The organism is Amycolatopsis sp. NPDC114484, assembly GCF_055633755.1.
This window is the reverse complement of sequence record NZ_JBVKDQ010000020.1, coordinates 20,664-44,472: the sequence shown is the minus strand read 5'-3', so window position 1 is coordinate 44,472 and position 23,809 is coordinate 20,664. Positions and strand designations below refer to the sequence as shown.

Annotated in this window: 22 protein-coding genes; 17 read left to right on the top strand and 5 right to left on the bottom strand. The window is 67.0% G+C overall.

What is annotated here, in order from left to right:
• Positions 1–611: 611 nt before the first annotated feature.
• The 3 genes from ACZ7SW_RS35735 to ACZ7SW_RS35725 form a co-directional block, all read right to left on the bottom strand.
• A complete protein-coding gene (locus ACZ7SW_RS35735; RefSeq protein WP_470234786.1) occupies positions 612–1,040 on the bottom strand; it encodes a hypothetical protein in 429 nt (142 codons plus the stop codon).
• A gap of 748 nt (positions 1,041–1,788) precedes the next feature.
• Positions 1,789–2,781, bottom strand: a complete 993-nt coding sequence (locus tag ACZ7SW_RS35730; protein ID WP_470234785.1) for a hypothetical protein — start codon at positions 2,779–2,781, stop codon at positions 1,789–1,791.
• A 115-nt stretch (positions 2,782–2,896) separates the two neighbouring features.
• Positions 2,897–3,361, bottom strand: coding sequence for a hypothetical protein (locus tag ACZ7SW_RS35725; protein ID WP_470234784.1), 465 nt, complete (start codon positions 3,359–3,361; stop codon positions 2,897–2,899).
• Positions 3,362–3,677: 316 nt separating this feature from the next.
• Between ACZ7SW_RS35725 and ACZ7SW_RS35720 the strand changes: the two genes are divergently transcribed.
• Positions 3,678–4,067: a winged helix-turn-helix transcriptional regulator gene (locus tag ACZ7SW_RS35720; RefSeq protein WP_470234783.1), complete on the top strand. Its 390-nt coding sequence runs from the start codon at positions 3,678–3,680 to the stop codon at positions 4,065–4,067.
• 9 nt (positions 4,068–4,076) lie between these two features.
• Here the strand turns inward: ACZ7SW_RS35720 and ACZ7SW_RS35715 are convergent, their stop codons facing one another.
• Together ACZ7SW_RS35715 and ACZ7SW_RS35710 are read right to left on the bottom strand one after the other, a co-directional pair.
• Positions 4,077–5,396 carry a GGDEF domain-containing protein gene (locus ACZ7SW_RS35715; protein ID WP_470234782.1) on the bottom strand — a complete coding sequence of 440 codons (1,320 nt, stop codon included), beginning with the start codon at positions 5,394–5,396 and terminating at the stop codon, positions 4,077–4,079.
• Positions 5,386–6,753 (bottom strand): MFS transporter, encoded by a 1,368-nt coding sequence (locus ACZ7SW_RS35710; RefSeq protein WP_470234781.1) that lies wholly within the window; start codon positions 6,751–6,753, stop codon positions 5,386–5,388. Before ACZ7SW_RS35710 ends, ACZ7SW_RS35715 begins: the two co-directional genes overlap by 11 nt.
• Positions 6,754–7,997: 1,244 nt before the next feature.
• Here ACZ7SW_RS35710 and ACZ7SW_RS35705 point away from each other — a divergent pair.
• The 16 genes from ACZ7SW_RS35705 to ACZ7SW_RS35630 all read left to right on the top strand — a co-directional run bounded on the left by ACZ7SW_RS35705 (position 7,998) and on the right by ACZ7SW_RS35630 (position 23,689).
• Positions 7,998–8,372 carry a response regulator transcription factor gene (locus ACZ7SW_RS35705; protein ID WP_470234780.1) on the top strand — a complete coding sequence of 125 codons (375 nt, stop codon included), beginning with the start codon at positions 7,998–8,000 and terminating at the stop codon, positions 8,370–8,372.
• 541 nt (positions 8,373–8,913) lie between these two features.
• Complete coding sequence (locus ACZ7SW_RS35700; protein ID WP_470234779.1) at positions 8,914–9,225, top strand: hypothetical protein; 312 nt, start codon at positions 8,914–8,916, stop codon at positions 9,223–9,225.
• Between the two features lie 256 nt (positions 9,226–9,481).
• Positions 9,482–9,850, top strand: a complete 369-nt coding sequence (locus ACZ7SW_RS35695; protein WP_470234778.1) for a hypothetical protein — start codon at positions 9,482–9,484, stop codon at positions 9,848–9,850.
• 58 nt (positions 9,851–9,908) lie between these two features.
• Positions 9,909–10,796 (top strand): DNA-processing protein DprA, encoded by an 888-nt coding sequence (locus ACZ7SW_RS35690; protein WP_470234777.1) that lies wholly within the window; start codon positions 9,909–9,911, stop codon positions 10,794–10,796.
• A gap of 171 nt (positions 10,797–10,967) precedes the next feature.
• Positions 10,968–12,146 carry a helix-turn-helix domain-containing protein gene (locus tag ACZ7SW_RS35685; RefSeq protein WP_470234776.1) on the top strand — a complete coding sequence of 393 codons (1,179 nt, stop codon included), beginning with the start codon at positions 10,968–10,970 and terminating at the stop codon, positions 12,144–12,146.
• Between the two features lie 63 nt (positions 12,147–12,209).
• Positions 12,210–12,494: a hypothetical protein gene (locus tag ACZ7SW_RS35680; RefSeq protein WP_470234775.1), complete on the top strand. Its 285-nt coding sequence runs from the start codon at positions 12,210–12,212 to the stop codon at positions 12,492–12,494.
• A gap of 96 nt (positions 12,495–12,590) precedes the next feature.
• Positions 12,591–12,917 (top strand): helix-turn-helix domain-containing protein, encoded by a 327-nt coding sequence (locus tag ACZ7SW_RS35675; RefSeq protein ID WP_470234774.1) that lies wholly within the window; start codon positions 12,591–12,593, stop codon positions 12,915–12,917.
• 377 nt (positions 12,918–13,294) lie between these two features.
• Positions 13,295–14,329, top strand: a complete 1,035-nt coding sequence (locus tag ACZ7SW_RS35670; RefSeq protein WP_470234773.1) for a hypothetical protein — start codon at positions 13,295–13,297, stop codon at positions 14,327–14,329.
• Complete coding sequence (locus ACZ7SW_RS35665) at positions 14,317–15,150, top strand: hypothetical protein (RefSeq protein ID WP_470234772.1); 834 nt, start codon at positions 14,317–14,319, stop codon at positions 15,148–15,150. The genes ACZ7SW_RS35670 and ACZ7SW_RS35665 overlap by 13 nt, the downstream gene beginning before the upstream one ends.
• A 264-nt stretch (positions 15,151–15,414) precedes the next feature.
• Positions 15,415–17,058: a ParB/RepB/Spo0J family partition protein gene (locus ACZ7SW_RS35660; protein ID WP_470234771.1), complete on the top strand. Its 1,644-nt coding sequence runs from the start codon at positions 15,415–15,417 to the stop codon at positions 17,056–17,058.
• 77 nt (positions 17,059–17,135) lie between these two features.
• A complete protein-coding gene (locus ACZ7SW_RS35655; RefSeq protein ID WP_470234770.1) occupies positions 17,136–18,101 on the top strand; it encodes a bifunctional DNA primase/polymerase in 966 nt (321 codons plus the stop codon).
• Between the two features lie 229 nt (positions 18,102–18,330).
• A complete protein-coding gene (locus tag ACZ7SW_RS35650) occupies positions 18,331–19,878 on the top strand; it encodes a DUF4192 domain-containing protein (protein WP_470234769.1) in 1,548 nt (515 codons plus the stop codon).
• 701 nt (positions 19,879–20,579) lie between these two features.
• Positions 20,580–20,909 carry a hypothetical protein gene (locus ACZ7SW_RS35645; RefSeq protein WP_470234768.1) on the top strand — a complete coding sequence of 110 codons (330 nt, stop codon included), beginning with the start codon at positions 20,580–20,582 and terminating at the stop codon, positions 20,907–20,909.
• Between the two features lie 132 nt (positions 20,910–21,041).
• The gene (locus tag ACZ7SW_RS35640) at positions 21,042–22,172 is read left to right on the top strand and encodes a zinc ribbon domain-containing protein (protein ID WP_470234767.1); all 1,131 of its coding nucleotides are present in this window, start codon (positions 21,042–21,044) and stop codon (positions 22,170–22,172) included.
• A gap of 311 nt (positions 22,173–22,483) precedes the next feature.
• Complete coding sequence (locus ACZ7SW_RS35635; RefSeq protein ID WP_470234766.1) at positions 22,484–22,954, top strand: single-stranded DNA-binding protein; 471 nt, start codon at positions 22,484–22,486, stop codon at positions 22,952–22,954.
• A gap of 291 nt (positions 22,955–23,245) precedes the next feature.
• Complete coding sequence (locus ACZ7SW_RS35630; protein WP_470234765.1) at positions 23,246–23,689, top strand: hypothetical protein; 444 nt, start codon at positions 23,246–23,248, stop codon at positions 23,687–23,689.
• The last annotated feature ends 120 nt before the right edge of the window (positions 23,690–23,809 follow it).

Here is a 23,809-nt window from a genome sequence, read left to right as displayed (position 1 = left end):
GGGCGGCCAGTCAGTTGCAGCCACACCATCAGCAGGCCATTGAAAGCCACACCCTGCACCCTGGGACGCCCGACCCGACGCCGGCCCGGCAACTTCCCGCGACCAAGGCAAGGACCATTGACAATCGAGCCCGCTCCAGCTGCGCCCATGCCCGCACCAACTCCGGGCTGGCCCGACACAGCTCCCTGTCGATCGACTCCCGAGCGGCAACCTCCCGCCACCGAAGGACGCAGCCGATGCGATCGCCACGACCGCGACAACGGCGAGAATCGTGAGCGCCCACCATGCGGTGCCCGCCACCGCGGCACCTCCGAGCGAAGACACTGCAGCAATTGCTGTCGCCGCCCGACTACCGGATGTGACCAGTACTCGCCGTACATCAACCACGGCGACCGCCCGCCTCGTCGGAACGGTGGTCATGTGCGGTCAGACGGAGACGGCGTCGCGAATATCCCGGCATCGGCTATCCCCGCCCGTGCACGCGCAGGGCGGCCTCACGAGGCAGACGCGGCAGTCGGGACCCTCACCCGAAACCGTGACGCCGGCGATCCCCACGAAAGGATCCGACAGCGAGGCCACCACGTCCGCGGCGAACGGATTCCCTTCCCAGGTCAACTCCCACTGATCCAATGCGCACCACAGCCTGCGCGACCGCCCGCGTCGGGGCAGCGACAACGCAGGCTCCCGGTACAACGGATTCCGCCACCACATGCCCAGTGACCAACGCCGATCACATCCTTCGCAGTGATCCGCGTGAACAGCCCACCGATCAGCGTCATCATCGCCGGCGTAGCCAGAGGAATGATCGACACGGCGGCCTTCTCCTGGTCGGCCACAGGCCGCTCGGCGGCGACCCGGCAATCCAGTCGCGGACGGCCGGTCCGGCGGCAGCGAGCCGCTTCATCGCGGTTGGTGATCGTCATCCGCGCGCCCGTCGGCAGACGCAGCAGGCAGAACGTTCCGATGTTGGGGTGCTCCTCCAGGCGCATGCCGGGAAAGCCGGCACCATCCCCGTGATCGCCGACAAACCGGCCGGTCACGTTGTCGGGTGCATCGGCAAACAGGACTAGCTCGTCGTGGCGGGGAGAATCTCAATGGCGACACGGTCCATGCAGGCCTGCACCCTTGGCACCAGGCTCTGCCCGCCGCCGCTGAGCGGGACTTGGCCCCAGGGATTCGGGGCGCTCCCGAGGTATTCCCACGTCATGACAGGCGAAGGCTCTCGAGTACGAATGATTCGATGATCGTGTCCACGCCGCAGGAGTCACCGCTCGAGAGCGGTTCGCTACACAGCGAATGAGGCCTAAGCGCATTGTCCCCGGACGGCGAACCATCAGTGACATCGCCGACCTCCCAGCGCTGCCCCCTCCAATCACGGAGACCCAGCGCCCGCTGTTCACACTGATCGAACCGACCGCGACGCGTCACACAGACCGCACAACAGTGGGCCAGAGGACGACCGTCAAAATCGACACTAAATCGCCCCTACTTACGGGTAGCAAAAAAGCCCAGGTCGCTGACCTAGACTTTGCTCCTCCGCTTGGACTCGAACCAAGAACCCTCCGGTTATTTGATTCGAGTCGATGCGCGGCGGGCTCCGTCGATTTGGCGATCGTGCTGACCGCCTTGGATTGACTCGCACCTGTGCCGCACAGCCGCTCCGGTCAGTACAAGGAGCACGTGGCCATCATGTTCACCCACGGCCGTTCAACGCAGGAATGTCCGCCGCTGCAGGAGACGAGAATGCACTGCACTTGCTTACATAATCCTCCGGTAGGCGAGGGCGATTCATGCGGTACGCCGCACCACTCGATCCCGCAGCACAAGCCGAGCCAATCTGGCTACCTGCGCTCGCTGTATCGCGACGTCGACATCAAGCGGATCCTCCTCCAGATCGACGCCCAACTCCCCCACCCGAGCGCTGGTAGCCGCACTGGGCGAACGACGCGGCGTGACTACCGCGGAGCGCAGCTCCACGGCGTCGAGAAACTCGTCCCGGTCCCGCGGTCCAAGCCCCACGGCATCCGCGACCAACGCTGCCCGCTCGCGCACCCGGCCGCAGTTCTGCTGCCGGGCAAGGAGCAGCGCATCGTAGATGTCGATGATCTCTCGCCCCGGCACGCCGCCTGCGGCCAGCCGATCTGGCATCGTCCGCCTGATCGGCTCGACGTAGCGCCACAATCTCCGGACTCTCATGGTCTCCAGTCCCCTACGGAAATCAGCGATGAGGTCCGCGGCTTCGGCATACCACGAACCGGTGGCGATGAGCACGCCGCCGAGGCTCTGCACCAGCAGGCCGCGCCAGACGCTGCCTCCGCTCAGGTCCAGCCCTCCGGCCGCGGTCACCAGACTCGCCGTAACCCCAGCCACGCAGGTTGTGCTGCCGACAACCGTGAGGATGCCCGCAGCTCGCACACGCGATGGAGACTGCTGGATAATTTTCACGAATCGCACAGTGAAAACCGCGAAGGCGAGTCCCGGGAAGCCACCGCTGACCCAGACGACCGAACCCAGCGGCTCAGGCTTGTCAGGGGACAGCGATCCGTCGAAGGCAAGCCATGCAAGCACACCGGTTCCGACGGCGACAGCGGCAACGACGTATCTCAGCCGCAGCCAGGTCCATCCGCTGAGTCCGAGCAGGCCAAGCGGCCCGGCCACTGTTCCCAGCGAGCACGCCCCGCGCACAAAACTCGTCAGGTTCGGCACTCCGGTCGCCTCGGTCACGAGCGCAGTCACCTCAGGTGCCCGGAGCGCCAGCGACACGCCGAACAACGTCAGCATCGTTCCGAGGTACGCCTTGCCCCGCGCATCACGATGCCGGGCGAATACGCCCAGCGTCCGGCCCCCTTCCGCCGCGACCAACGCCCCCGCCGCCAACGCGACCAATCCGTAGGGTTCACACATTCAGGCCGCGCAAGTCCGTCGCCGCTGCGAAGGTCTTGCCCAGCGCGGTGACCGCGCGGGTCTCGCTGCCGGAACTGCCGCGCAGGCAGTGCGCATCGATCCGCTCGGCCAGTTGATGGGCGAACTCCTCCGCCATCAGCTCGTCGGCCTCACGAGAACAAGGGTCCGCCTGCGGCAGGCACGGCCCGGCGGCTTCAGCGTCTTCCAGGAGGATGTGTCCGAGTTCGTGGAAGTGGATGTGGCGGGCATGCCCGCGCTGGGCGGCGCGGATCACGACGATGTAATCCGCGACCTCGGTTCTGAGCAGCAAGCCGGTCGGCATCGTTCCGCTCAGATCGCCGCGCATCAGGCGGATGGGTTTGTCCCGAAGCCGGTTCAACCGGCCGATCAAGCCGTTCATGCTGAACGGCCGAGCAATCGGGACTTCCCCGACCAGTCTCGCGACGACCGCGGCCATGCTCGGCTCCAGCCTTGGCTCTTCCGCTCGATTCGCGCGCATTCCCCACCTCGTGAACTCGGCCCGGCTTCACGGGCGGGCCGCCCTCTTGACCGCTGGCGAGGCTTGGGCGTGCGGCCTGCTCCTGGCCTCAGCCCAAGCCCCGCGCTTGTGTGCGGCGCCAGGCGGTCAATCCCGGCTGCGGCATGCCTACCAAGCAATCTGCCGACTCAGGCAAGAGAAAGGCGTCGACTCACGCAGGGGTGTTCCGGGCCGCAATCACTCGTTCGGCCCACGCGGCACTCGATCTACCAGTCAGCGAGACAGCACTCTGCGGATGGTGTTAGCTGAGGACGTGTCGAGCCAGAACATGTCGTACCAAAAGACCTTCGAGTCGGCGGTCGAGATGCTCCGAGGGCGGTGGATGATCGTCGTGCTCGCCGCGCTCTCCACCGAGGACAAGCTCCAGTACCGCGACATTCGCGACCGCGTGAACGAAGGCGAAGTACGACCGGACAACGGCGAGGACGCCAGCCCGCTCTCGGACCAGAGCCTCACCAAAACGCTCAAGCGAGCACAAGACCACGGTCTCGTCCGCCTGTACGCCGACGAAGGCCACTTCAAGCCGACCTGGTACGAGCTCACCAGGAAGGGTGCGGAAGCGTTGCGCGCCGTTCGCCCTCTGATCGAGTGGATGCACCGCTACGAAACAGCGCCTAGCCAGTAGCCGAAGATCTCAGCGGGCTTGCCTCGTGTAGCCGGCGTTGATCCGATCGCGCCCCTGCCCTTTGGCGAAGAACAACCGGTTGTCCGCAGCAAGCAGCAGCTGGCTCAGGTCGACATCGTCGTCGCTGTACCCGTCGTCGCACGCCACGCCCGCGGTGATGCGCACCGGTACGGTCGGCGAAGTGCCGCCTGTGCCGGGAGCGATCTCGAGCGCCGCGACGGCGCTGCGGATCCGCTCAGCGATCTCCGTCGCCCGGACGAGATCCGCGTCGGAGAGGAAGACCACGAACTCCTCGCCGCCGAAGCGACCCACAAGATCGGTCCGGCGAACCTCGCTGCCGATCACGTGCGCCACTGCGCGCAGGACGTCGTCGCCGAAGAGGTGGCCGTGTGTGTCGTTGATGCGCTTGAAGAAGTCCAGGTCCAGCATCACAACTGCGACCGGCACGTGGTGCCGGCGTGCCTTCTTCAGGCCGGCTTCGGCCAGGCAGCGCCAGGTTTCCATGTTGAGCAGGCCGGTTTTGCGGTCGGTGCTAGCCGCAGTTTCGAGGTGTTTGACGGAGTCGCTACGGTGAAGAACGTAGATCAACGGCAGCAGGAAGAGCGTGAGCCACGGCCGCAACTGGATGACTACCGCAGTGATCGCGCCGAGGAACAGCGTCACGATCTCCAAGGCGTTCGCGCTCCAGCCGCCGACGAGGCCCGCGATCGAACGCAGCTTCTCCGCAGCTGCGATGGCGGCACCGACTGCGAGCGTATTGACGAGCCAGAACGTCGCGATCGCAGCAAAGAGCACCGGCGCGCTGGTCTCGCTCGGCGCGCTCAGCACTCCCCCAGGTGTCAGCGCTTGCACGACGCCGTAGGAAGCGCACGCCGAGACGATCATCGCGCTGGTGTTGAACACCGCGCGGTACGGATCGATCCCGCTGGTCCATCGCGACGCCCTCCACCAGAGATGCAGGTAGAGGATCGCAGCCGCCGTCGATCCCGCGACCGGTCCGGACACCAGCGTGACCGCCAGGATCGCTACCGAGCTCATGTTGACGTGCGGCGTGTCGGACAGCTGCCGACGCTGCCGTTCGAGACGCCAGGTCAGTTCCGCGCTCAACAGTCCGCCCGAGACGATGAGCACCGATCGGCCAATGTTCGCGAGCGCTGACGGTCCGGTCCACAGCCACCACAGCACCAGTGCGACGGCGAGTAAGTCGACCAGGATAACCGTCACGAAAACCGATCTAGACGCGTCTTTCAGCTTCGAATTTCTATCAGAAGACCGTCTGAGTAGGGCGTTTTCCGCAGTGTCTGGCTCCTTCGGTTGGCTACCCGCCATACTGACTCCCGTGTGTTGCCGACCGGGTCGGTGACGTTTCTCCGCGTGCGGCCCGGTCGGTCAGGCGGTCCTGGTCCCGGGGGGAGGTGCCGAACGTGCGCGGCAAGGAATGGTGATCACGGTCCCGATCCGCTGAAGCCGGCTCGCTCCTGGTTGCTCCCCGGGAGCGAGCCAGCCACCACCCCGCGCCAACGACCACCGCCAGCATCGCAGCGCTCGCTCCGGCAGCAGCGGTCGCCAGGAAAGGGCCGGCCCGGTCGGCGACGGCTCCGCCGATCACGATCATGAGGCCCTGCGAGCAGTACATGACCGTTCCCATCCGGCCCATCACGCTGCCCAGCCTCCGGTTCGGCACCACTGCGACCACCAGCGCCTGAGTCTTGATCAAGTACAGCTGCCCGATCGCACCGGCAGCTGCCCACAGAGCCAACGTCAAGCCAAGGTTCGGCCTCGCCGCGCAGGCGGTCAGCGGCAGCCCGGCGGCCACGGCCAAGACAACGATCGCCGGCAGCGTCGTCGGCAGCCGCACCAGCGTCGAGACCCAGGCACCGATCGCGCTGCCGATCGGATCCGCCGCCATCAGCAGGCCGATCCCGATCGCACCGGCGCCGAGCTCGCGCCCGTACGGTGCGGCCAGCCCTTCGGGAACGATGTACAAACCGAGCAGCACCACCAGCCCGAACAACGTCACAACGACAGCGCGTCCATCACTAGGATCTCGCTCGGCTGGCTCCGAAGGATCTGGATTGTCCTCGGCACGCGCCGCTGGCCGCCGACTGACTCCGCGGAGCACCAGGATGGTGCTCACGACGAACGTGCCAGCGTTGAGCACCATGGCGACGTGCGGGTCCAGCCACGCCAGCAGCAGCCCTCCGCCGGCGAACCCGACGAGTTGCGCGATCTGCGTGGTGAACTGCCGCAACGCTAGCCCCGCTTCGTAGCGTTCGCCGCGGCCGAGTACCTCGGGCAGCAACGACATCTGCGCGGCTTTGAACGGCCCTGCGGCAAAACTCAAGAGACCGACACAGCCCCACAGCACCGGAAGGGGCAGTCCGGGTACCGCCATCGCCGCCGCGAGCAGCGCACGCGCGGCATCCGTCGCGACCATGACGCTGCGTCGAGGAAGCCGGTCGGCCAGGCCCGACAGCAACAACCCGCCCAGCAAGCTCGGAACCAATGTCAAGCCGTACGTCAGCGCGGTAAGCAACGCCGACGCCGTCTGCGCGTACACCACCAAGGCAAGCGCCACCCGCGCGAGCTGGTCGCCGACAACGGAACTCAGCTCGGCAAGCCAAAGAGCCCGGAATTCGCTGTTCCGCAATGGTTCGACGAAGCCGAGCTTGCGTCCTGCAGACATTCATCCCCCGCGACGGTCATGCGCCTCCGGGACCGGCGGACGTCCAGCCGACCAGACTCTTCTCATCCAGGTCCCGCAGCGCGGATCACATGTCGCGGTCGCGACGCCTGCTTCCCTGCGCACGCCGACACAAGCCCGCCGATGTTCGGCGCACCACAACGAGATTCATATGGCCTCCCCTGCCGATATGACGTTTGGAGGCGACTCCACCCACCGCCTCCAAGCGGATCAACGTATACCGCTGAGTGCGCGGGTGTATGCAGAACGCAACACTTCACTCAGATGGCTCAGTGCTTTTGCCCCAGCCGCTCTGCCTGCCGACGGCCGGCTAAACCACAAGAACTGGTCGCTCACGACTTCAGGCAGAGTCAAAACGCACCCGGTCGCCCAGGAGGCGGCGCCCTCCCCGACAACCGCCTCCTGGGCCGGACCGCGGCTTCCACTGAGGGGGAAAGGGTAGAGCCACCGCCCGGAAGGCGCAGTCGCAGCCACTCCGGTCCGGACTGACGACTGACCACCTTCTGTGTTTCACTTTGCCGACACATCTCAAATTTGTCAACAGGTGAAGTCACTCGACGATGGGTTTCTGCGAGGGTCACGAAAGCCAGTTGCAGTTCCGTCGCGCCGGGACGACCCCAGCCACTCAAGCATCCGCACTGCGGGGCGCAAGCCCGGATCAAACAAGCCCTCGCACCGCCCGCTGGTCGAGGGCTTGCACGCCCGCAACGCGCGGCTGCTGTGAGGCGGGGTCCGTCCTCCGGCACGAAGGAACCTGTCATGCATCGAAACCGAACCGGCTCGGTGTCTCCCGCCATCCCCGGTCGCACCGGCAGCAAAACCTCAGCACGGGCGGAGGGCTCGCGTTCCAAGCGGGTTCTTGTCTGCCGCGCCGACACCGACGCTGCGGAACAGAAGCATCTAGCGGAAAGCTCACCGCAAGATTCGGTCACCTTCGTCCGCTCCGCTGAAGGCCTCAAACAGTTGAGGGAGACTCGCCAGCGCCCGTTCGACGCCGTGATCCTCCATCAGGTGCTCGAACCCAACTGGGCCGAGCCTGTTCTTCTGGCCCGGTCCCTGCTTCGCGACGACGGGAACCTTCTGGCTGTTGTCCCGCGGGATTGGGACCGCGACACAAGCCAGCACGCCCGTGCCGCACAGACGGTGATCACCCAGTTCGGTCGGCGCCGCCAGCCCTCTCGCAAGGCCCGTCGAGCCGGGATTCCCCCGCATCTCTTCATCGCTGCGTGCACGAAACCAGATCCCAGAAAACCCTCCTGGTCGCGGCGTGCATTGCGGTGGATGCGATGAGCCGCCGACCGGTGCTGAGCGCACGCGAGGTTCAGATGCTCACGCACGTCGCGCGCGGACTGTCCAACTTCCAAATCGCGCAAATCGAGTACGTCAGCGCTGAAACGGTGAAAACCCATCTGTACAACGCCTTCCGCAAGCTCCGCGCCGTCAACCGGGCGCACGCAGTCGCGATCGCTTACCACATAGGCATCTTCGCCCCTGGAACCTCACTCGATCATGCGGTATCGCCGCTGAGCCCGAGCCAGCTGTCGCCGACACCTCCGCCGCCGTCCCAGAGTCGGTCAGTCAACCAAAAACCCGTCCGATAAATAGGATCGAGGACGGACTCGCGTACCGCTCTCCTCGCCTGATCCCGTGGAGGGTCAATGAAGTTGGTGCGCCAGAACAGCGGCCTGAAGCAGCTCGGCGTCCGGCGATGCGCGCAACGGAACCAACCGGATCCACGACTCCGGCAACTTCTTCCCGCACGACCACCAATCGGCGTGCCTACGCGTCGCCGTCTTCGGGCCCGCGGTCGGCATCACTGCCAACAACATCACCCGCTACAAAGCGCTCCAGGCAGGACGCCGGCGGAGTCGTTCGGAGCCCGCAGTCAACGCTGCTCGCCGCGACCGATCGAACGAGCCTCGCACGACAAGAGGAAACTTCCTAATGAATCCCGATCGCCCTCCCGTTCCCGTCTGGCTGTCCGGGGGTCCACTCGCCGGCGGCCTGATAGTGCCTTGGACAACACCGAAACTGCCGGGCGGCGGCTACGTTTTCGGCAGTATCGAGCAAACCTACGCTGAAAACGCCCTCGTGTATCGGTTGTGCGGCGTATGCGGGCACCGTCTCGCCCCTCAACCCGCCGTGCTTCTCCTGCGCGCCTCCGACCTTCCTCGGCAGTGCACCAGCGAACCCGCGCTGCATCCACAGTGCGCGGCCTACACCGCGCTCGCGTGCCCCATGGTCAACGGAACACTTGATACCTACCGCACCGCACCGGTGCCGGGTCTGCCGCTGACAGCCGATTCCGCGGCTCGCCGCGGAGCGTCCGCCGAAAAGTGGTTCTCGGTGTGGCTGAAGGACTACCACATCGTCGTCGACCACGGTCACCTCGCTGCTTCGTATCGCGGCGAAGAGCCGCTCCGCATCCGCCCGATCACTCCGCTCATGCAGTGATGCACCCGACGAATTCGCTCCGCTTCGACGAAACGTTTGACCACCACCCAGGAGCACCGATGAGCTTGCAATCCAACGACGATCCGGCGACCAACATAAATCAGGTCCGCGCACGAGCTAACGAGGCCGAATGGCTTGCGGCGGTACGTAGCGCCAGCCTCAAAGTGATGCCGACTACGCCCGGGACCTGCGCTGCCAGATCCCCGATCTCGCAGACGACGCGCACACCCTGTTCAAGACGAAACCGTACCCGGCGATGGGGCTGCGCTACGTCACCGAACGCACGAACCGCCTCGCGGACACGTTGACCCGCACCGCCACCGGCTACGCCAACGCACGCGCGGAGGACATGCAATACCCAAACATTCTCGAGGATCTCGCGGCACATGGATGGATTGCACGCCCTGATCTCGAACTCGACGGCACTCTGCCACCGCTGCATCCCGCTGAACTCGGCGACGCACGCGGGTACCGGCGTGGATTCGCACGAGGCGCTCGAACGCTCACGTTGTGGTTCACCGGACCGAATTGCCTCGCCTATGCCCACTCCAATGCCCGCGGCCGCCTTCACACGGCCGCTGAGGTCCGCTCCGTGATCAACGGTCGATCTGACTTCGATTCCTGACCCGGCAGCAAGCCCGCCCTGCCTCCCGAACTAGCGCCTTCGTCTGGAGGAAGCGCACATGCCGACTCTCCCTGAACTGCACGCCCGGCTCTACCTGCTCCGCGCCGCCGAACCACCAGCCCCCGCGGTCCATCTCTACGTCACCGACGTCGGACCAGTCGACGCCGCCGACCAGATCAGACGTGGCACAGCCCCTCCCGCCGTACTCAACGAGGTCACCCGCCCCGACGCCGTGATCAACGAGGACCTGTGTGCCCTCGACAACGGCACGGCGAGCCTGCTCACCCCAGAAGACGACGACTGGCCGATCGTCCGGCTCACCGGCCTGGCCGGCCACGGCGTCCCGCTTGCGCTTTGGGCGCGCGGCGACGGCAGGCTCACCGATCTGACCAGGACGGCCGTGACGATCACGGGTTCCCGCCTCTCAACGGAATATGGCAATCATGTCGCCGCCGACTTCAGCTGCGAACTCGCCCGCCGCGGCACGACCGTAGTAAGCGGAGGAAGCTTCGGGACGGACCAAGCCGCGCACCGTGGCGCGCTGACTGCCGACGGCACAACGGTCGTCGTGCTCGCCAACGGCGTCGACCAGACCTGTCCACAACAGCACGCGCCGCTCTTCCAGAGCGTGGTCGACCAAGGCGGACTGCTCGTCAGCGAATACTCCGTCGGAACGCGTCCAACCCGTACCCGGTTCCACGCGCGATGCTGGTTGCTGGCAGCCCTCTCTTCGGCGACCGTGATCGTCGAAGCCGGTCGGCGCGGCAGCGCGCTGACCGTCGCGCACGCAGCCCGCGAACTTGGCCGCCGGGTTTACGGGGTGCCCGGCTCGATCCACTCGGCCGCGTCAGTGGGTGTCAATGAATTGCTCCGCATGCGAACCGCCGACGTAGCCACCTCCGCCGAAGACATCGCCGTCTCGAAGCCTGGTTACGCACGGCTCTAGTGCTTTCGCGGGTTGCCATTCGCGACTCGCCGAAGTACGGCCGCTTGAGCTGAAAAGGCCGTTCTGACCTGTGGCTTGACGCGGTGGGAAGCCCCTGCCGCCACGTGCACGGCAGGGGCTTCCCCGTGATGGCGGTAGGCTAGGAGTTGATTCCGGTAATGAGGGATGCCCGTGTCCGCACCGATCGGCACCGTGCTGCGCGACCTTCGCAAGTCGCGCGGCAAGTCCCTCGCGGTCGTCGCCGGGCTGGCGGGGATCTCGATTTCGTACCTGTCGCGGCTGGAAACCGGGGATCGCCAGCTCGACAGCCGCGCTCTGCTCGTCCGGCTCGCCGCGGCGCTCCAGGTCGCGCCGAGCGAGATCACTGGAGAGGTGCTGTCCCACCCCGGGGGACCCGCCGACGACCAGGCACTCGCAGCGGTCCGGCTCGCACTCCTCGCGGTCAGCGTGGAAGCTCCGCAGGGCGAGGTGTTGCCTGCCGATGCGCTCCATGCACGGGTCTTACGGTTGCTCGCCGAAATCAACGATGCGCGTTCCGACCTCGTCGGTGCGGCGCTGCCAGGCCTGATCAGGGATCTGCACACCAGCCTCCAGACAGGCCGGGACGAACGGAATCTGCTCCGGCTGGCGACCCTCATGCACATGCAGGGCACCCAAGCGTGGCTCGCCATGGTCGGAGCCCCGATCGACCTGGCGTGGCAGGCGGCAGAGCTGGCGAGAGAAGCAGCCGAGCGACTGGCCGAGCCCGTGCCGCTCGCGGTGAGCGCCTACGGCACGTCTCTCGGCCTGCTCTCCGCGGGCGCGTTGGACCTCGCAACGGATCGACTCAACGCTGTTGAGCTGCCGCGGACGACCACGGAAGAGCTGCAGCTGAACGGATCCCTTGCCCTCGTGACGTCGCTGATCGCCTCTGCCCGCCGAGACGGTGCCCAGCGCGCCGCCGCGCTCGACCACGCCGCTGAGCTGGCCGAGCGGACAGGTGAAACCAACCTGCTCGGGTTCGGGTTCGGCCCGTCGAACGTGGGCGTGTGGCGGATGCAAGGTGCGCTCGAGGCCGGCGAGCACGCCGAAGCAGCGGCCATCGCCGAGAACATCGAGCCCGCAGCACTCACGGTGCGCGCCCGGCAGGCTGTGTATTGGCGCGACCGGGCGCGGGCGCTCGCGGCGCTGCCCCGACAGCGGCACCGGGTGGTCCCTATGCTCCGGCAAGCCGAGGAGATCTCTCCCTCGCACGTGCTGCGCCACCCCTTTACTGTGTCCCTGATCAGCGACCTGGTGGGCAAGGCCAGGCGCGACGCAGACGGACGCGAATTGCGCGGCATCGCTTACCGCGCCGGTCTGCACGTTTAGACCCATTCGGGTGTTTGCCTCCATGGCAAACTCCGCGCCCTGATCGGTTTTAGCGTTGCTGCCATGACCGCCGCGCTGATCTACATCGACCCAGCGGGAATACGTCCCGTAATCGACGGCGTGTGGCATCTGGCCAGCCTGGCGGAGATCCCCGTTCCGGGGGAAGAAATCAGGATGCTGTGCGGCGCCACGGCACCGGCCGGGTTTGTGCCGCTGTCCGAACGAACCCGTCACTGCGTGCCGACGCAGTGCCCAGCCTGCGACGTACTGCACCGCCAGCGCTTCGGCTACGAGATCCCGCCGAATCATCCGGGCTTACGCACGCAGACCAAGTCAGGGAGGCCGTGATGGGCCACTGGATCCAGCATGACGGCACCGAAATCGTCACGGACCCCGACACCGGCGAAGTCATCACCGACGAGACCGAAGAGCAGGAAACGACGAGTGAGCACCCGCAACCCGGCGCCACAGCCGAATCTGCTGCCGGAGATGCTGGGCAGCGCACTTCGCGGTGCCCGCAAGTCCCGGAAGTGGGGCGTCCGCGAGCTTGCCCGGCGAATCGGCGTCTCTCCGGGCCTCATCCCCGGGTGGGAACAGGGACAGCGCACTCCTAGCCCGCTGATAGTCGCGCTCATCCTCGGCGCGCTCGGCGTGGTGGGCGACGAGCAGGAACGGATCTTGAACCTGGCGATCCTCCACCGGCTCGGCAAGGTCACCTCCGCCTATCCGCTTTGCATTTGCGGGACCTGCCACGACGACTCCGTCAGCTGAAACTCCCGGCCACCGTGCCTGTTCCTCCCTGAGCACGGCGGCCGGGCTCCAACCACCTCCGGGCGGGGTGGACGACCCCCGGCGTCTTTTCTGACACCGGGGGTCTCTTTATGTCTCCGGCGGCGAGCATGAGCAGGTTGAGATCACGCACCGCGATGCCAACTGACGTAGGCCGCACCAACGGTAGCGCGGGCGGCGCGCAGCGGGCTCCTCCCAACCATTCGTCGGCGGGGCAACGAGGCCCGCTGCCCACCGTCCGCGCTCATCGGGACGCGGCCCACGCCCGTGGGCCGCCGGCAACCGCCGGCCCACGCCTCCTGCCGCCGCCGCGCAGATGACGAGCGGATGGAAGGTGGCTCGCGCCCGAGGAGTCACGATTGGCTACCACAAGCCAAGACGAGGACTTTTGCGTCCATTGCAATCACGAGGTCGTCCCTGAGCTCGCTCACACCAATGTCGACGACGAACTCGTCTGCGACAACTGCGTGTACTTGCGTTATCGCCAATGTGAAGACTGTAGCCGCATTTTCCGCACATTGCTCGTCGTCGAGGAAGACGGCGAGGAGCTCTGCGAAGACTGCGCCGCAGCATCCGGGTACCACGAGTGCATCGACTGTACGTATCTCGTGCACGGCCGTGCCAGGTGCGGCCAGTGCCTAGACCAGCAGGATTGCTGGGACGAGCATGTCTATTCCTCCGACTACCGGCCACAGCTGGAGTTCCGCGGTACCGGCCCGCTGTTTCTCGGCATGGAGTTGGAGATCAACACTCCCGACCATGACATAGAGCTCTGTCGGCTGTGCGAAGACCGACTCGGGGATCTGGCGTATCTCAAAGAAGACGGCTCGATCACGGTCGGGTTCGAGCTTGTCACCCACCCGATGTCGCTGGCCTGGGCGCAGGAGAACTTTCCCTGGCGGCTGCTTGAGGAACTGGCGGGCCGCGGCTGTCACGGGACCGACGCCGGTCTCCACGTCCACGTCAGCCGCGAGGCGTTTACCGGCTCCAGCCACGTCTTTCGGTGGATGAAGTTCATCTACCGAAACGCCGCGGAGGTACAGCAGCTCGCCCGTCGGCGCGACTCGAGCTGGGCTCAGTTCTCCCGGACCGAACGCGCTGACGTCAAGGAAATCTGCAAGGGCGACCGTGAGCGGCCTCGCTACTCGGCGATCAATGTGCAGAACGTCGACACGTTCGAACTGCGCATGTTCGCGAGCAGCGTCAAACCGCAGGAGGTGCAAGCCGCGCTCGCGTTCGCGGATGCCAGCGTCCGCTACACCCAGCAGCTGACTCTCGGAGCCATCCTCCGCGACAGCGGCTGGTCTTGGGACGCCTTCCTTTCCTGGGCCGGTGCCCGCCCGGAGTACGACGCCCTCTCGCGCGAATGCGAGGCGCTCGCATGTGCATGCTGACCTACTTTCCGGAGGGAGCACTGCCTGACGCGGCGGCGCTGGCCAACGGAGCCGAACTGAACCCGCACGGCCACGGCTACGCCGTTGCCACCGCGCACGGCATCGTCGTCGGAAAGTCCTTCGATTTCGAGGAATCGCTCGAGAAGTTCACTCGCCTCCGCCACGAGCACCCGAGCGGCCCCGCGTTGTTCCACAGCCGGTTCCGCACCCACGGAAAGACCTCGGAGGCAAACATCCATCCGTTCGAGGTCAACAGTCGGCCCGACACCGTGCTGGCACACAACGGAATCCTGCCGGCGAGTGTCCAACCCGGCCGTCGTCAGGCGAAGTCCGACACCCGGGTCCTCGCAGAGGACTGCCTCGGCAAGTCGATCCCCGCGCAATTCGACGACGAGGGCATTCGGCTAGCTCTCGAATGCTGGCTTGGACCGTGGAACAAAGTCGTCGTTCTCACCGTCGCCCCGCAGTACGCCAAGCAGTCCTACCTGTTCAACGAGAACGCCGGGATCTGGTACGACGGCATCTGGTACTCCAATTCGGACTTCCAGCCTCTCGTTTACTCCGCTCGCAGCGGGTACAGCGGTGTGTGCATCGCATGCGAGAGCTTGGACACCGCTGATCCGGACGGGATTTGCGCGGTCTGCGGCAGCTGCGTCGAGTGCGCCTCTCTTCCCGGTTCCTGTGCGCGCTGGTGTCCCCGCATCTGGGCAATTCCTCTCTGCGGGGAGTGCGCATTGCCAGCCGACGAGTGCGAGTGCGCTCTCTTCTCGACCGCTGCGACGCGCACGGACGAAAAGATCCCGTTCACTACGACGCCGTAACGCGGTCGACGTCTCGGTCGTCCCGACGGGACTTCGCACGTTAGCGCAGCCGCTCTAGACCCGCGCCGGACCGTGTCCCCCCGCACCAAACCGCGTGGAACCCGCCTCCTCTCCTCGTACGGAGACGCGCTCCGGAGGGTTCCACGCGGTTGGGCGAGCACGGTCCGGCCCGCGCCCGCGGCTGCGCTCGGCCCCGTGCGTCCCGCCGGGACACCCGCGCCGCCCGCCGCGGACGGTGCCGCAATCCCTTCTCAAGGAGAATGAATGACTACCACCGAACTCGCCGAACCTGCCGAGAGCTCTGCGGAGCCCGAATCGGCACAGCCCACGGCCGCCGGTCCCGCTTCAGCGGAAGAACTCGCGGCGTGGAAATCCCAGTGGGGCCACGAAGTCGACACCATCGTGCACGCCGACCCGAACGAGATCGTGCTGGAAAACAACGTGCGGTCGACCGAGGTGAAAACCCGTGCGGCAACGGTGCGCAATTACCGCCAGGCCGGCGTCACTACCGCAGCGAACGGCTACCGGTTGATGGACGGCACGATCATCGTCCGCTCCGGCCAGCGGCGCGTGCTGCACGCGCGCGAAGCGGGTACGACCGTGCCGGTCTGGATGCACCTGCCGCCGCGGGGCGACGAGCAAGATCGTGAAATCGACCGTGTCCTCGAGCAACTCGACGAGAACGACCACCGCGAGCCGCTCACGCACCAGGAGAATACTCAGGCGTACCAGTACCTTCTCGAACTGGGCTTGTCGCCGACCAAGATCGCCCGGCGACGCGGCCAGCAGCGCAAGACGGTGCAGGAAACGCTCGAAGCGGGGGCCAGCGAGCTGGCTACCAAGGCCGGTGACCGCTACGGACTTGCCCTCCCCCAGCTCGCCGAAATCGCGTGGTTCGACCAGCAAGGGATGACCGACCAGGCGAAGGAACTGATCGTCACGGCCAACGAGCGGCCGAGGAACTTCGAGATGCTGGCGCAGAAGTTCCGCAACGACCTCCGGGAAGCCGAGATCCGGCAGGAGCTCGCTGATGCCGTCACCGCCGAACTCGACGCAGCGGGCATTCCTGTCCTCACCGACGCCAGCGACGAATCCGCACTGCCGCTGGCCGACCTGCGCCCGGACGCGGACACAGCCCGCGGGAGCGAACTCACGGAGGAGGAGCATGCCTCCTGCCCGGGGCACTGCGCGCGGGTGGGACTCAGGTATCTGCGCAACGACGAAGAAGATCCGCGTGGCATCGGATACGTCATGATTGCCCGCTACGCGTGCCGCGACTTCCGCGCGCACGGGCATGCTCTCCGCTGGGCGCCGGACGGGCGCGCTGACAACGACACGGCGTCGCCCGATACCGGTCACCAGGATGCCTCGGCGCAGTGGAATCGTGCGCGTAACCGCTGGGTCCGGGAGAGCAACAAACTGTGGGACGCCGCGAAACCCAAGCGACTGGACTGGCTGAAGTCCTTCGCGAGTCGTCGCCAGGTCCCGACCGGTCTGCAGAACTGGCTCGCGATCCAGAAAGCAAACGGGGACAAGCCGGTGGTCCGTGCGATGGAACGCAGCCACACTCTGGCACGGGCCTTGCTCGGGCAGGACGACCTCGCGGCTTACGCGGCGCGGCTGAGCGCCAAGCAGGCGACGGTCTTCGACGCGTTCCTCACCCTTGCCGCCCACGAAGAGGCGCTTCAGCGCGACCGCAGCCCCTGGCGCAAGCCGACGCAGCTGCAGCAGAAATACCTTCAGATGATCCAGGACTTCGGTCACACGTTGTCCGACATCGAGCTGAAAGTCCTTACACCGGACGACGAGACCGACGCTGTCACTCAGCTTCTCGACGAGCCCGCCGACGAAGACATCCTCGACGACCCGGGTGAGCCCGCTGACGAACAGACAGCCGACCACGACTGATCTCGTCTAGCAGCGCGGGGGCGGAGCACTCACCCGCCCCCGCGTTCCGCGGCCTCGCTTCCCCACGGGAGCCGGACATGCACCATTCACGAATTCAACTGACCTCGACCGACCGACCAGGCGTGCCCTTCACCACGATCAGCGGTCCCCGGCGATTCCTGGCCTCCGCACTCTGGTGCGTCGAGCAGGGTTGGGCCGTGCTCCCCCTCAGAGCCGGACGCAAGACTCCGGCGGTCGAAGGCTGGCAGAAGTGGGCCACCTCCGACATCGCCGCCATCGTCGGCTGGTGGCGCCGCCATCCCGCCGACAACGTCGGCGTCGCCTGCGGCCCTTCCGACCTTCTCATCCTCGATCTCGACGCACCGCGCGGCCGACAATCCCAGTCGGTCCCGCACGGACGCCAGGTCCTGGCCGACCTCTCCTCCCAGCTCGGCCAGCCCGATCCGGTCGAGACGTTCACAGTCGCGACACCAGGCGGCCGAGGAAACGAGCACCGTTTCTTCCGGCAGCCACCCGGACATCTCCTCCGCAACTCGGTCGGAACTGCGAAGCGCGGATTGGGACGAGGCGTGGACACCCGCGGCCACGGCGGGCTCGTCGTCGCGCCCGGATCGCTCCTCGACCTCGACGGCACGCCGGTGGCCTACACGGTGATCCGAGATCTGCCGGTCGCGCCGCTCCCGGAGTGGCTCGCCGAACGGCTCGCACCGCCAACACCGATGCCCGTCCCGCGACAGCGCATACCCGACCCCGCGGACGCGCGCGTTGCCGCGTACGTCCACGCGGCGGTGGCCGGCGAGACGCAGCGGGTGCGCACTGCCGAGGTCGGCGGACGCCACGACGCAGTGCTTGCTGCCGCAAGGTCGCTCGGCCAACTCGCGGCCAACGGCTGGATCAGCGACACCGCCATCACCCAGCACCTCGTCGACGCGGCACGTCGACACCTTGGCGTCGACGACTTCACCTGGAACGAATTGACCACCGCGATCCGCGACGGAATCGCGTACGGCCGCCAACTGCCCCGCGTGATCCTTGTTCGGTGACGACGCGCGTCGTCTAGCCACTCCGCTGGCCGCTGATCGCCGCACCGGAGATCTCAGCACACCCGCCCGGGCCCGGCCCCGTCCACACGGTCCCATCGCCCAGCGGATCCGGGCCCGAGCGGGCGCGCTCCGACGACCTCGTCCAGCGATCGACGCCCAACGCGGCCTGCCGAGCCGGACTTGACCCGGCACCGGCCACAGGCCAAAACCATTTCCCTGGAGGAAAACGATGCCCTCCCCAAATGCCGTCGCCAAGTTCCTCGCGTCCGTCCCGGCAGTGTGCGGGTTTTACCCCGAGGAGTCGCTCATCGTCATTCATCTGAAGCCCCGCGACGACGGTCGCGAACGCGTCGGGCTCACGATGAGGCTCGACCTCAGTCGCTTTGTCGACGACCCGGACGCCTGCAGCGATATTGTCACCAACCCGCTGCGTACCCAGCCCGCCGGAGGTGTTGTGGCAATCGCCGTGTCCAAACAGGACGAGTTCGGTGCCGACCTGCCGTGGCGCGAGGAAATCGAGACCCTCACATCCTCGATCACCGCCGTCGGCCACACGGTCAGGGCAGTCTACTTCCTGCCGGAGTTCCGCGAAGGCGTCCGGTATCGCTGCTACTGCCCTTTGCCGGACTGCGGAGGCCTACTGCCCGACCCGGCCACTTCACCCGTCGCGGTCGCCGCTGTGGCGAACGGGTTCGCCATCCAGGTGAGCCGCGAGGCGATCGAGGACTTGTTCGCGCCCGCATCCCCTGCCGAACGAGAGCCCGTCGGCGCAGCGACACGGCAGGTCATGGAGCGGATGAAAGACGCGCCGCGGCCGCTCGCCGACAAGCTTGCCGCCTTCGACAGCGCTGTCGCAGCATCCGGAGAAGGCTTGCTTCCCCACGACCGCGAACAGGTCGCGCACCTGATTGCCAGCTTCTGCTCACCGCTGTTCCGCGACGCGTGTGTCGTGCCAGCAAGCAGTTCGGAACCGGAACTCGAACGGCTCAACCTGCTGCTGCACCTCTACCGCCTCGCGACGCCAGAGCTGCGCCCGGAGATCGGCACCGCACTCGCCGCCGCGCATTGCCTGATCGGTGAGTACCTGTACGCATCGCTGGCCGCCGAGTCTGTTCAACCTCCCACTCCGCTCGCCGACCTCATCGCTTACCGCGTCAACCGAGGAACCGACCCTTACGCTCCCGGCGACGGGTTCTCCGGCTTCTTCCGTTCTGCGCGTGACTGCGCCACCGCGGTCACCAGGACCTTCGGCACGGAGACCGATCCCCGTCCGAAATGGCGCAAGCTGGCAGCAGAGAAAGTCCTCCAGATCGAGGCCGAACGCAATCGCCTCGGCGAGCGGCAGGCGCTGCAAGCCCGGCTCCGCCAGATCGACGCCGCGGTCGCAGCGTGGGCAAGCGGCCGTCGTCCCACCACCGACGAAGAACTCGCCGACCTGATAGCCGGCATGAGTTCGCCGCGGGTCCGCGACGCGGCCCTCCTCCCGCCAGCCGGGAGCCGCCTCGAGCGCGCAGGAGTTGCGTTGTTCCGCCATCTGCTGCGAGTCGCTCCGATCGAGTGCGCGACCTATCTCGCCGGGGTTGTCGCGTTCGGCGAACTCGCCCAGGGCAACATCAACGCGGCAAGGACCGCTGCCGTCTCCATCGACCCGCCCTCAGACCTGTCCGACGCGGTCCGCTTGGCGACCTTGGCACCGAACACGGCGGTTCCGGCCGATGCGATTACAGCCATCGCACGTGAGGAACGTCGTTCGCTTGAACGCGACGCGACGAACTGAATTCTTGGTGTCGGGTGCGGCCGGTACGCCGGGCGCACCCGACAACGCGCCGGTAGCTGTTGCCGCATAACAAACGTCGTGTTCCTCGTCCGTACAGTTGGCATGCACCCGGCGTGGCGGACCACGTGTAATTTCGGCAAATTGAGTTGGCTCCGGTCCGGCGTGCCGAAAGTCGAAAAACACCGAAGGGGCACGCCCACGACCGGTTCGCGCTTCCTGACGGAGGTCTGTCCGCAGGGCCCATTCCGCTCGTGCAGTCCAGCGACATTACATACCGTCGAACACCAGGGCGAACCGCGATGCCTGGCCAGGTCTGCGGACTCCAGCGTGCGCGGGCCATGCCCGTGCCGGCGGCAGAAGCCGGTTCACCCAATCGGGAATCGGGGCCGTCGATAGTGTCGGCTGGTGCTGGAAACGCGGGCTCGCAAGATCATCGAGCAGGTCGTCAGCGTAGGCATGGGCCCGCGCAACCGGATCATCGGCAACGGCCGCCGAAAGTGGCTCGCGAGCGTCGCCGACAGACGGACCGTGTTGAGCTTCGACGGCCCTGCCTGGGATCCGGCGCGTCGGGCACAGGCCAGCGGGGAGATCCATCAGGCCGCGGTATTCCACCGCTGGGACAGCGCCCGCATCACTTACGCTGTCCACCCGGATCTTGTCGCCGCCGTCTCCGGAATGACTTCCGACGAGGTGCCGGACCAGTGTGGCAACGGCTGCCCGATCCGGACCCGCTGGTCGTCTTCGCCGACCCACCCTCGATAGCGCTGCCCGGCGACGAGACCGGTCGCCTGCTGGGCTTCCTGGTCCACGGACGCCGTCCGGACACCTCCCTGTGCTCGATCCACGATCCTGCCCGGACCGCGGTGGGCTTGTGGTTCTCGACCCGGCTGCCCGGCGGCGATTTCGACGCAATCCCCACCCACATCGACCCCACCGCGTCATTGACCATCGACAGCATGGTCGACAACGGCCTGGCACAATTCGAGGCGACCGACGCAGACTCGGTCAGCACCGCCGAACGCGGCCCCTAGCTGCGAACACTGGTTGACCTCGCAGTGAGCTGCTGCCTATACGCAGGTGCGGACGGAGCCGACCTCACCGTGCTGCCCCAGTCATCAGCACGGCACATCCGGCACAAGCCGAAGCGCGGCACACGGAGGGCATTGGGCTGGAACCTGGCCGCCGACAACTCGCACGCGCCCGGGGAGCCGCTCGTCCCAGGGCATCTGGAGACCTACTGGCCCTCCGACGACTCGTCGAACTGCCCACGCCTGGAATACCACGCTCGCCAAACCCTCCAACGACGCCTGTCCGCCCTCACCGGCCAACTCCGGGATGCCCGGCGCGACCTGCACGCCGAACGCACCACAACCGAAGGCCTGCGCGCGCAACTCATCACCGCCCGCACCCAGCACCTGCAGTTCGAAGCCTCGACCGCACGCGCCAACGCCTCCCGCCGCAGACTCATCCAGGCCGTGCTGCGCTACCGAGCCGAAGCCAGCCGCGTCGGCAGCCCGGACCACCTGCAGGCCCTCCAGCGCCGACTCGACCACCACCAGCAGCCCCTGGCTGACGCGAACGCCGTCATCGCCGACCTGACCACCGAGCTGCAACACGCACGCGACCAGCTGGAGCAACGGCACCGGCCTGCCCGGCAACCCGCCGAACCCGCCTCCGCGGCCATCCAGCCGGACACGCCCGCCGAGCCCGCCTTCCGGACCTGGCACGACCTGATCGCCGCCGCTTCCCAGCTCCCTCGCCTGTGGCTGGCACCCGATCTGCTTGACGACGCCAAGAAATTGCCGGCCCGGCGCGACTGGCTGGCTTCGACCTGGCGGGCGCTGCGCGCGTTCTCCGGCTACGCCTCCGCCAAGATCGCCGCCCGCACGGACGGCGGCACGCCCGTCCGGACTTTCGTCACCTACCCCGACTCCGCCGCGACCGACAGCAAGATCGCCCGCACCCAGTACGCACCAACCGAATCCGAAACCGTCCTGAACAACGAGCGCTTCCTCAGACATCGCCGCCGGTCGGCACCGCTTGAGGTCGATCTTTCCGGAACGGCCCTGTATCTCGCACACGTACGAGTCGGGCAGACAGCTCCGTACGCGCCTGCATGTGCTCGACGCCGTCGATACCGCCGCAGCATGCGTATGCGTCGGATACCTCGGCGCGCACCTTCCCGCTCCGAGCAGCTGACCAACGCTCACTTATCCGGGCAAGCCGCATCGGCTCCCTCCCGGCATTCCGAAGTCACCCAGGAGGCCGGGTCACAGGACCGGACGGCACTCTGATCAGCCCCACCCGGCAGAAACGTCCTTCCTGGTGAAGCGCCAATGACCTGACCGCGCACCGGCCGCGCCCTCGGCGAGCGGCAGGTGTGGACCGCACCCAGCCCAGCACACCCCCGCGCGGAGCTGTGAACGCCGCGGAGCCCCGGTCCCGGCCGCCCGGGCGAACCGGCTGTGCAACCCGCCAGCAACATCCCGTTCCGTACAGCCGGTCCACCCCGGCCGGACGAGCCGGTCCGCGTCGTACCGGCCCCGCCCGGGGCGCGCTCCAGGCACATCGCGTTCCACACCATCCACCCTCACAGGAGGACGCCATGGCCGGCGACACTGTCATCACCATCATCGGCAACCTCACCGCCGACCCCGATCTGCGGTTCACCGCGAACGGCACATCCGTCGCGAACTTCACCATCGCGTCGACGCCCCGCACCTTCAACAAGCAGACCAGCGAGTGGGAAGACAGCGAGGCACTGTTCATGCGTTGCACGGCCTGGAAGCACCTCGCCGAACACATCGCGGAGTCGCTGAAGCGGGGAGCCGGGGTAATCGCCCAGGGTCGGCTGCGCCAGCGCACCTTCGAGACCCGCGAAGGCGAGAACCGCACGGTCATCGAACTCACCGTCGACGACATCGGCCCCTCGCTCCGCTACGCCACCGCGAAGGTCGCCAAAGCCACCCGCACGACCTCTGCCCGCCCTGCGGAGTCCGACCCCTGGAGCGACGCTCCCGCTTCCGCCGACGAGTTCGCCGGCGCGGGTGCTGGTTCTGACGCTCCGCCGTTCTGATCTGGCCCCGACGCCACCGGCGGGGGTGGGAGCGGCGACGCCGCTCCCACCCCCGGTTTTTCTCGTACGCCCGCCGACCGAGGGAGGTGCGCCATGCCCGGATCGCAGGTGCGTCCGTCCCGCCGTCGACCCGTTTCGGGTCCAATCCACCGCGATCGAACGTGCCGCGCCGACCCGCGTCTGTCAGCGGGCGTCGCGGCGAGGCGACGTGCATCGAGCCGACCGCGAACCCCGCTTCCCCGGCGGCGAATCTCCCCCAACAGGGGCGAAATCTCGCCCTACCCTGAAGTGATGGCTCGAATCGCTCCTGGGCTGTCGGCACGCGAACTATCCCTCTCCGGTGCCTTCGGCCTTTATGTCACGGCTGCGCCGTTAGGCACCGTCGCGCTCGTCGCCGCACCCACGGCCGTCGACGCGGTGCGCCTCCCGATCTACGCCGCGATCGGCATGCTCGTCGGGTTTCTCGGCGATCGCCGGTCGCGACGGCACGCGACTGCACCGGGCTGGCTCAGCAGACGCGAGTGCGTTGTCGCGCATGCGCTCGCGCTGCCTTGTGCACTGTCGTTCGCAAAGTTTCACGATCTCGGCTGGGATGATCCGCGGCTCGGCGGTGTCCTGTTCATCGGGGGCGGCCTCAGCGTGCTGTGGCGGGTGATCGCGCACCGCCGCGTCGCCCGTCCGCGAGCCGCTGCTGCCGCCAAAACAATGAACGCCGTCCCGGCACGTCCTCGGTAACAGCAAGCCCGTACTCCGGCCAATGTGGGGTGGGGGGGAAAGGGGGGGATCTGCCCCCCCCCCACCTCTTTCCACCCCCCCACGGGGCTCTCCTTTTGCGTCGCCTGTTGTTTTCTTTCG

Excerpts from the sequence above, each read along its gene's own strand:
- ACZ7SW_RS35695 (WP_470234778.1), top strand. The coding sequence starts at position 9,482 with ATGGGGCTGCGCTACGTCACCGAACGCACGAACCGCCTCGCGGACACG.
- ACZ7SW_RS35730 (WP_470234785.1), bottom strand. The coding sequence starts at position 2,781 with ATGCTGACGTTGTTCGGCGTGTCGCTGGCGCTCCGGGCACCTGAGGTG.
- ACZ7SW_RS35650 (WP_470234769.1), top strand. The coding sequence starts at position 18,331 with ATGCCCTCCCCAAATGCCGTCGCCAAGTTCCTCGCGTCCGTCCCGGCA.
- ACZ7SW_RS35710 (WP_470234781.1), bottom strand. The coding sequence starts at position 6,753 with ATGTCTGCAGGACGCAAGCTCGGCTTCGTCGAACCATTGCGGAACAGC.
- ACZ7SW_RS35630 (WP_470234765.1), top strand. The coding sequence starts at position 23,246 with ATGGCTCGAATCGCTCCTGGGCTGTCGGCACGCGAACTATCCCTCTCC.
- ACZ7SW_RS35720 (WP_470234783.1), top strand. The coding sequence starts at position 3,678 with ATGGTGTTAGCTGAGGACGTGTCGAGCCAGAACATGTCGTACCAAAAG.
- ACZ7SW_RS35715 (WP_470234782.1), bottom strand. The coding sequence starts at position 5,396 with ATGGCGGGTAGCCAACCGAAGGAGCCAGACACTGCGGAAAACGCCCTA.
- ACZ7SW_RS35655 (WP_470234770.1), top strand. The coding sequence starts at position 17,136 with ATGCACCATTCACGAATTCAACTGACCTCGACCGACCGACCAGGCGTG.
- ACZ7SW_RS35690 (WP_470234777.1), top strand. The coding sequence starts at position 9,909 with ATGCCGACTCTCCCTGAACTGCACGCCCGGCTCTACCTGCTCCGCGCC.
- ACZ7SW_RS35665 (WP_470234772.1), top strand. The coding sequence starts at position 14,317 with ATGTGCATGCTGACCTACTTTCCGGAGGGAGCACTGCCTGACGCGGCG.
- ACZ7SW_RS35635 (WP_470234766.1), top strand. The coding sequence starts at position 22,484 with ATGGCCGGCGACACTGTCATCACCATCATCGGCAACCTCACCGCCGAC.
- ACZ7SW_RS35680 (WP_470234775.1), top strand. The coding sequence starts at position 12,210 with ATGACCGCCGCGCTGATCTACATCGACCCAGCGGGAATACGTCCCGTA.
- ACZ7SW_RS35725 (WP_470234784.1), bottom strand. The coding sequence starts at position 3,361 with ATGGCCGCGGTCGTCGCGAGACTGGTCGGGGAAGTCCCGATTGCTCGG.
- ACZ7SW_RS35660 (WP_470234771.1), top strand. The coding sequence starts at position 15,415 with ATGACTACCACCGAACTCGCCGAACCTGCCGAGAGCTCTGCGGAGCCC.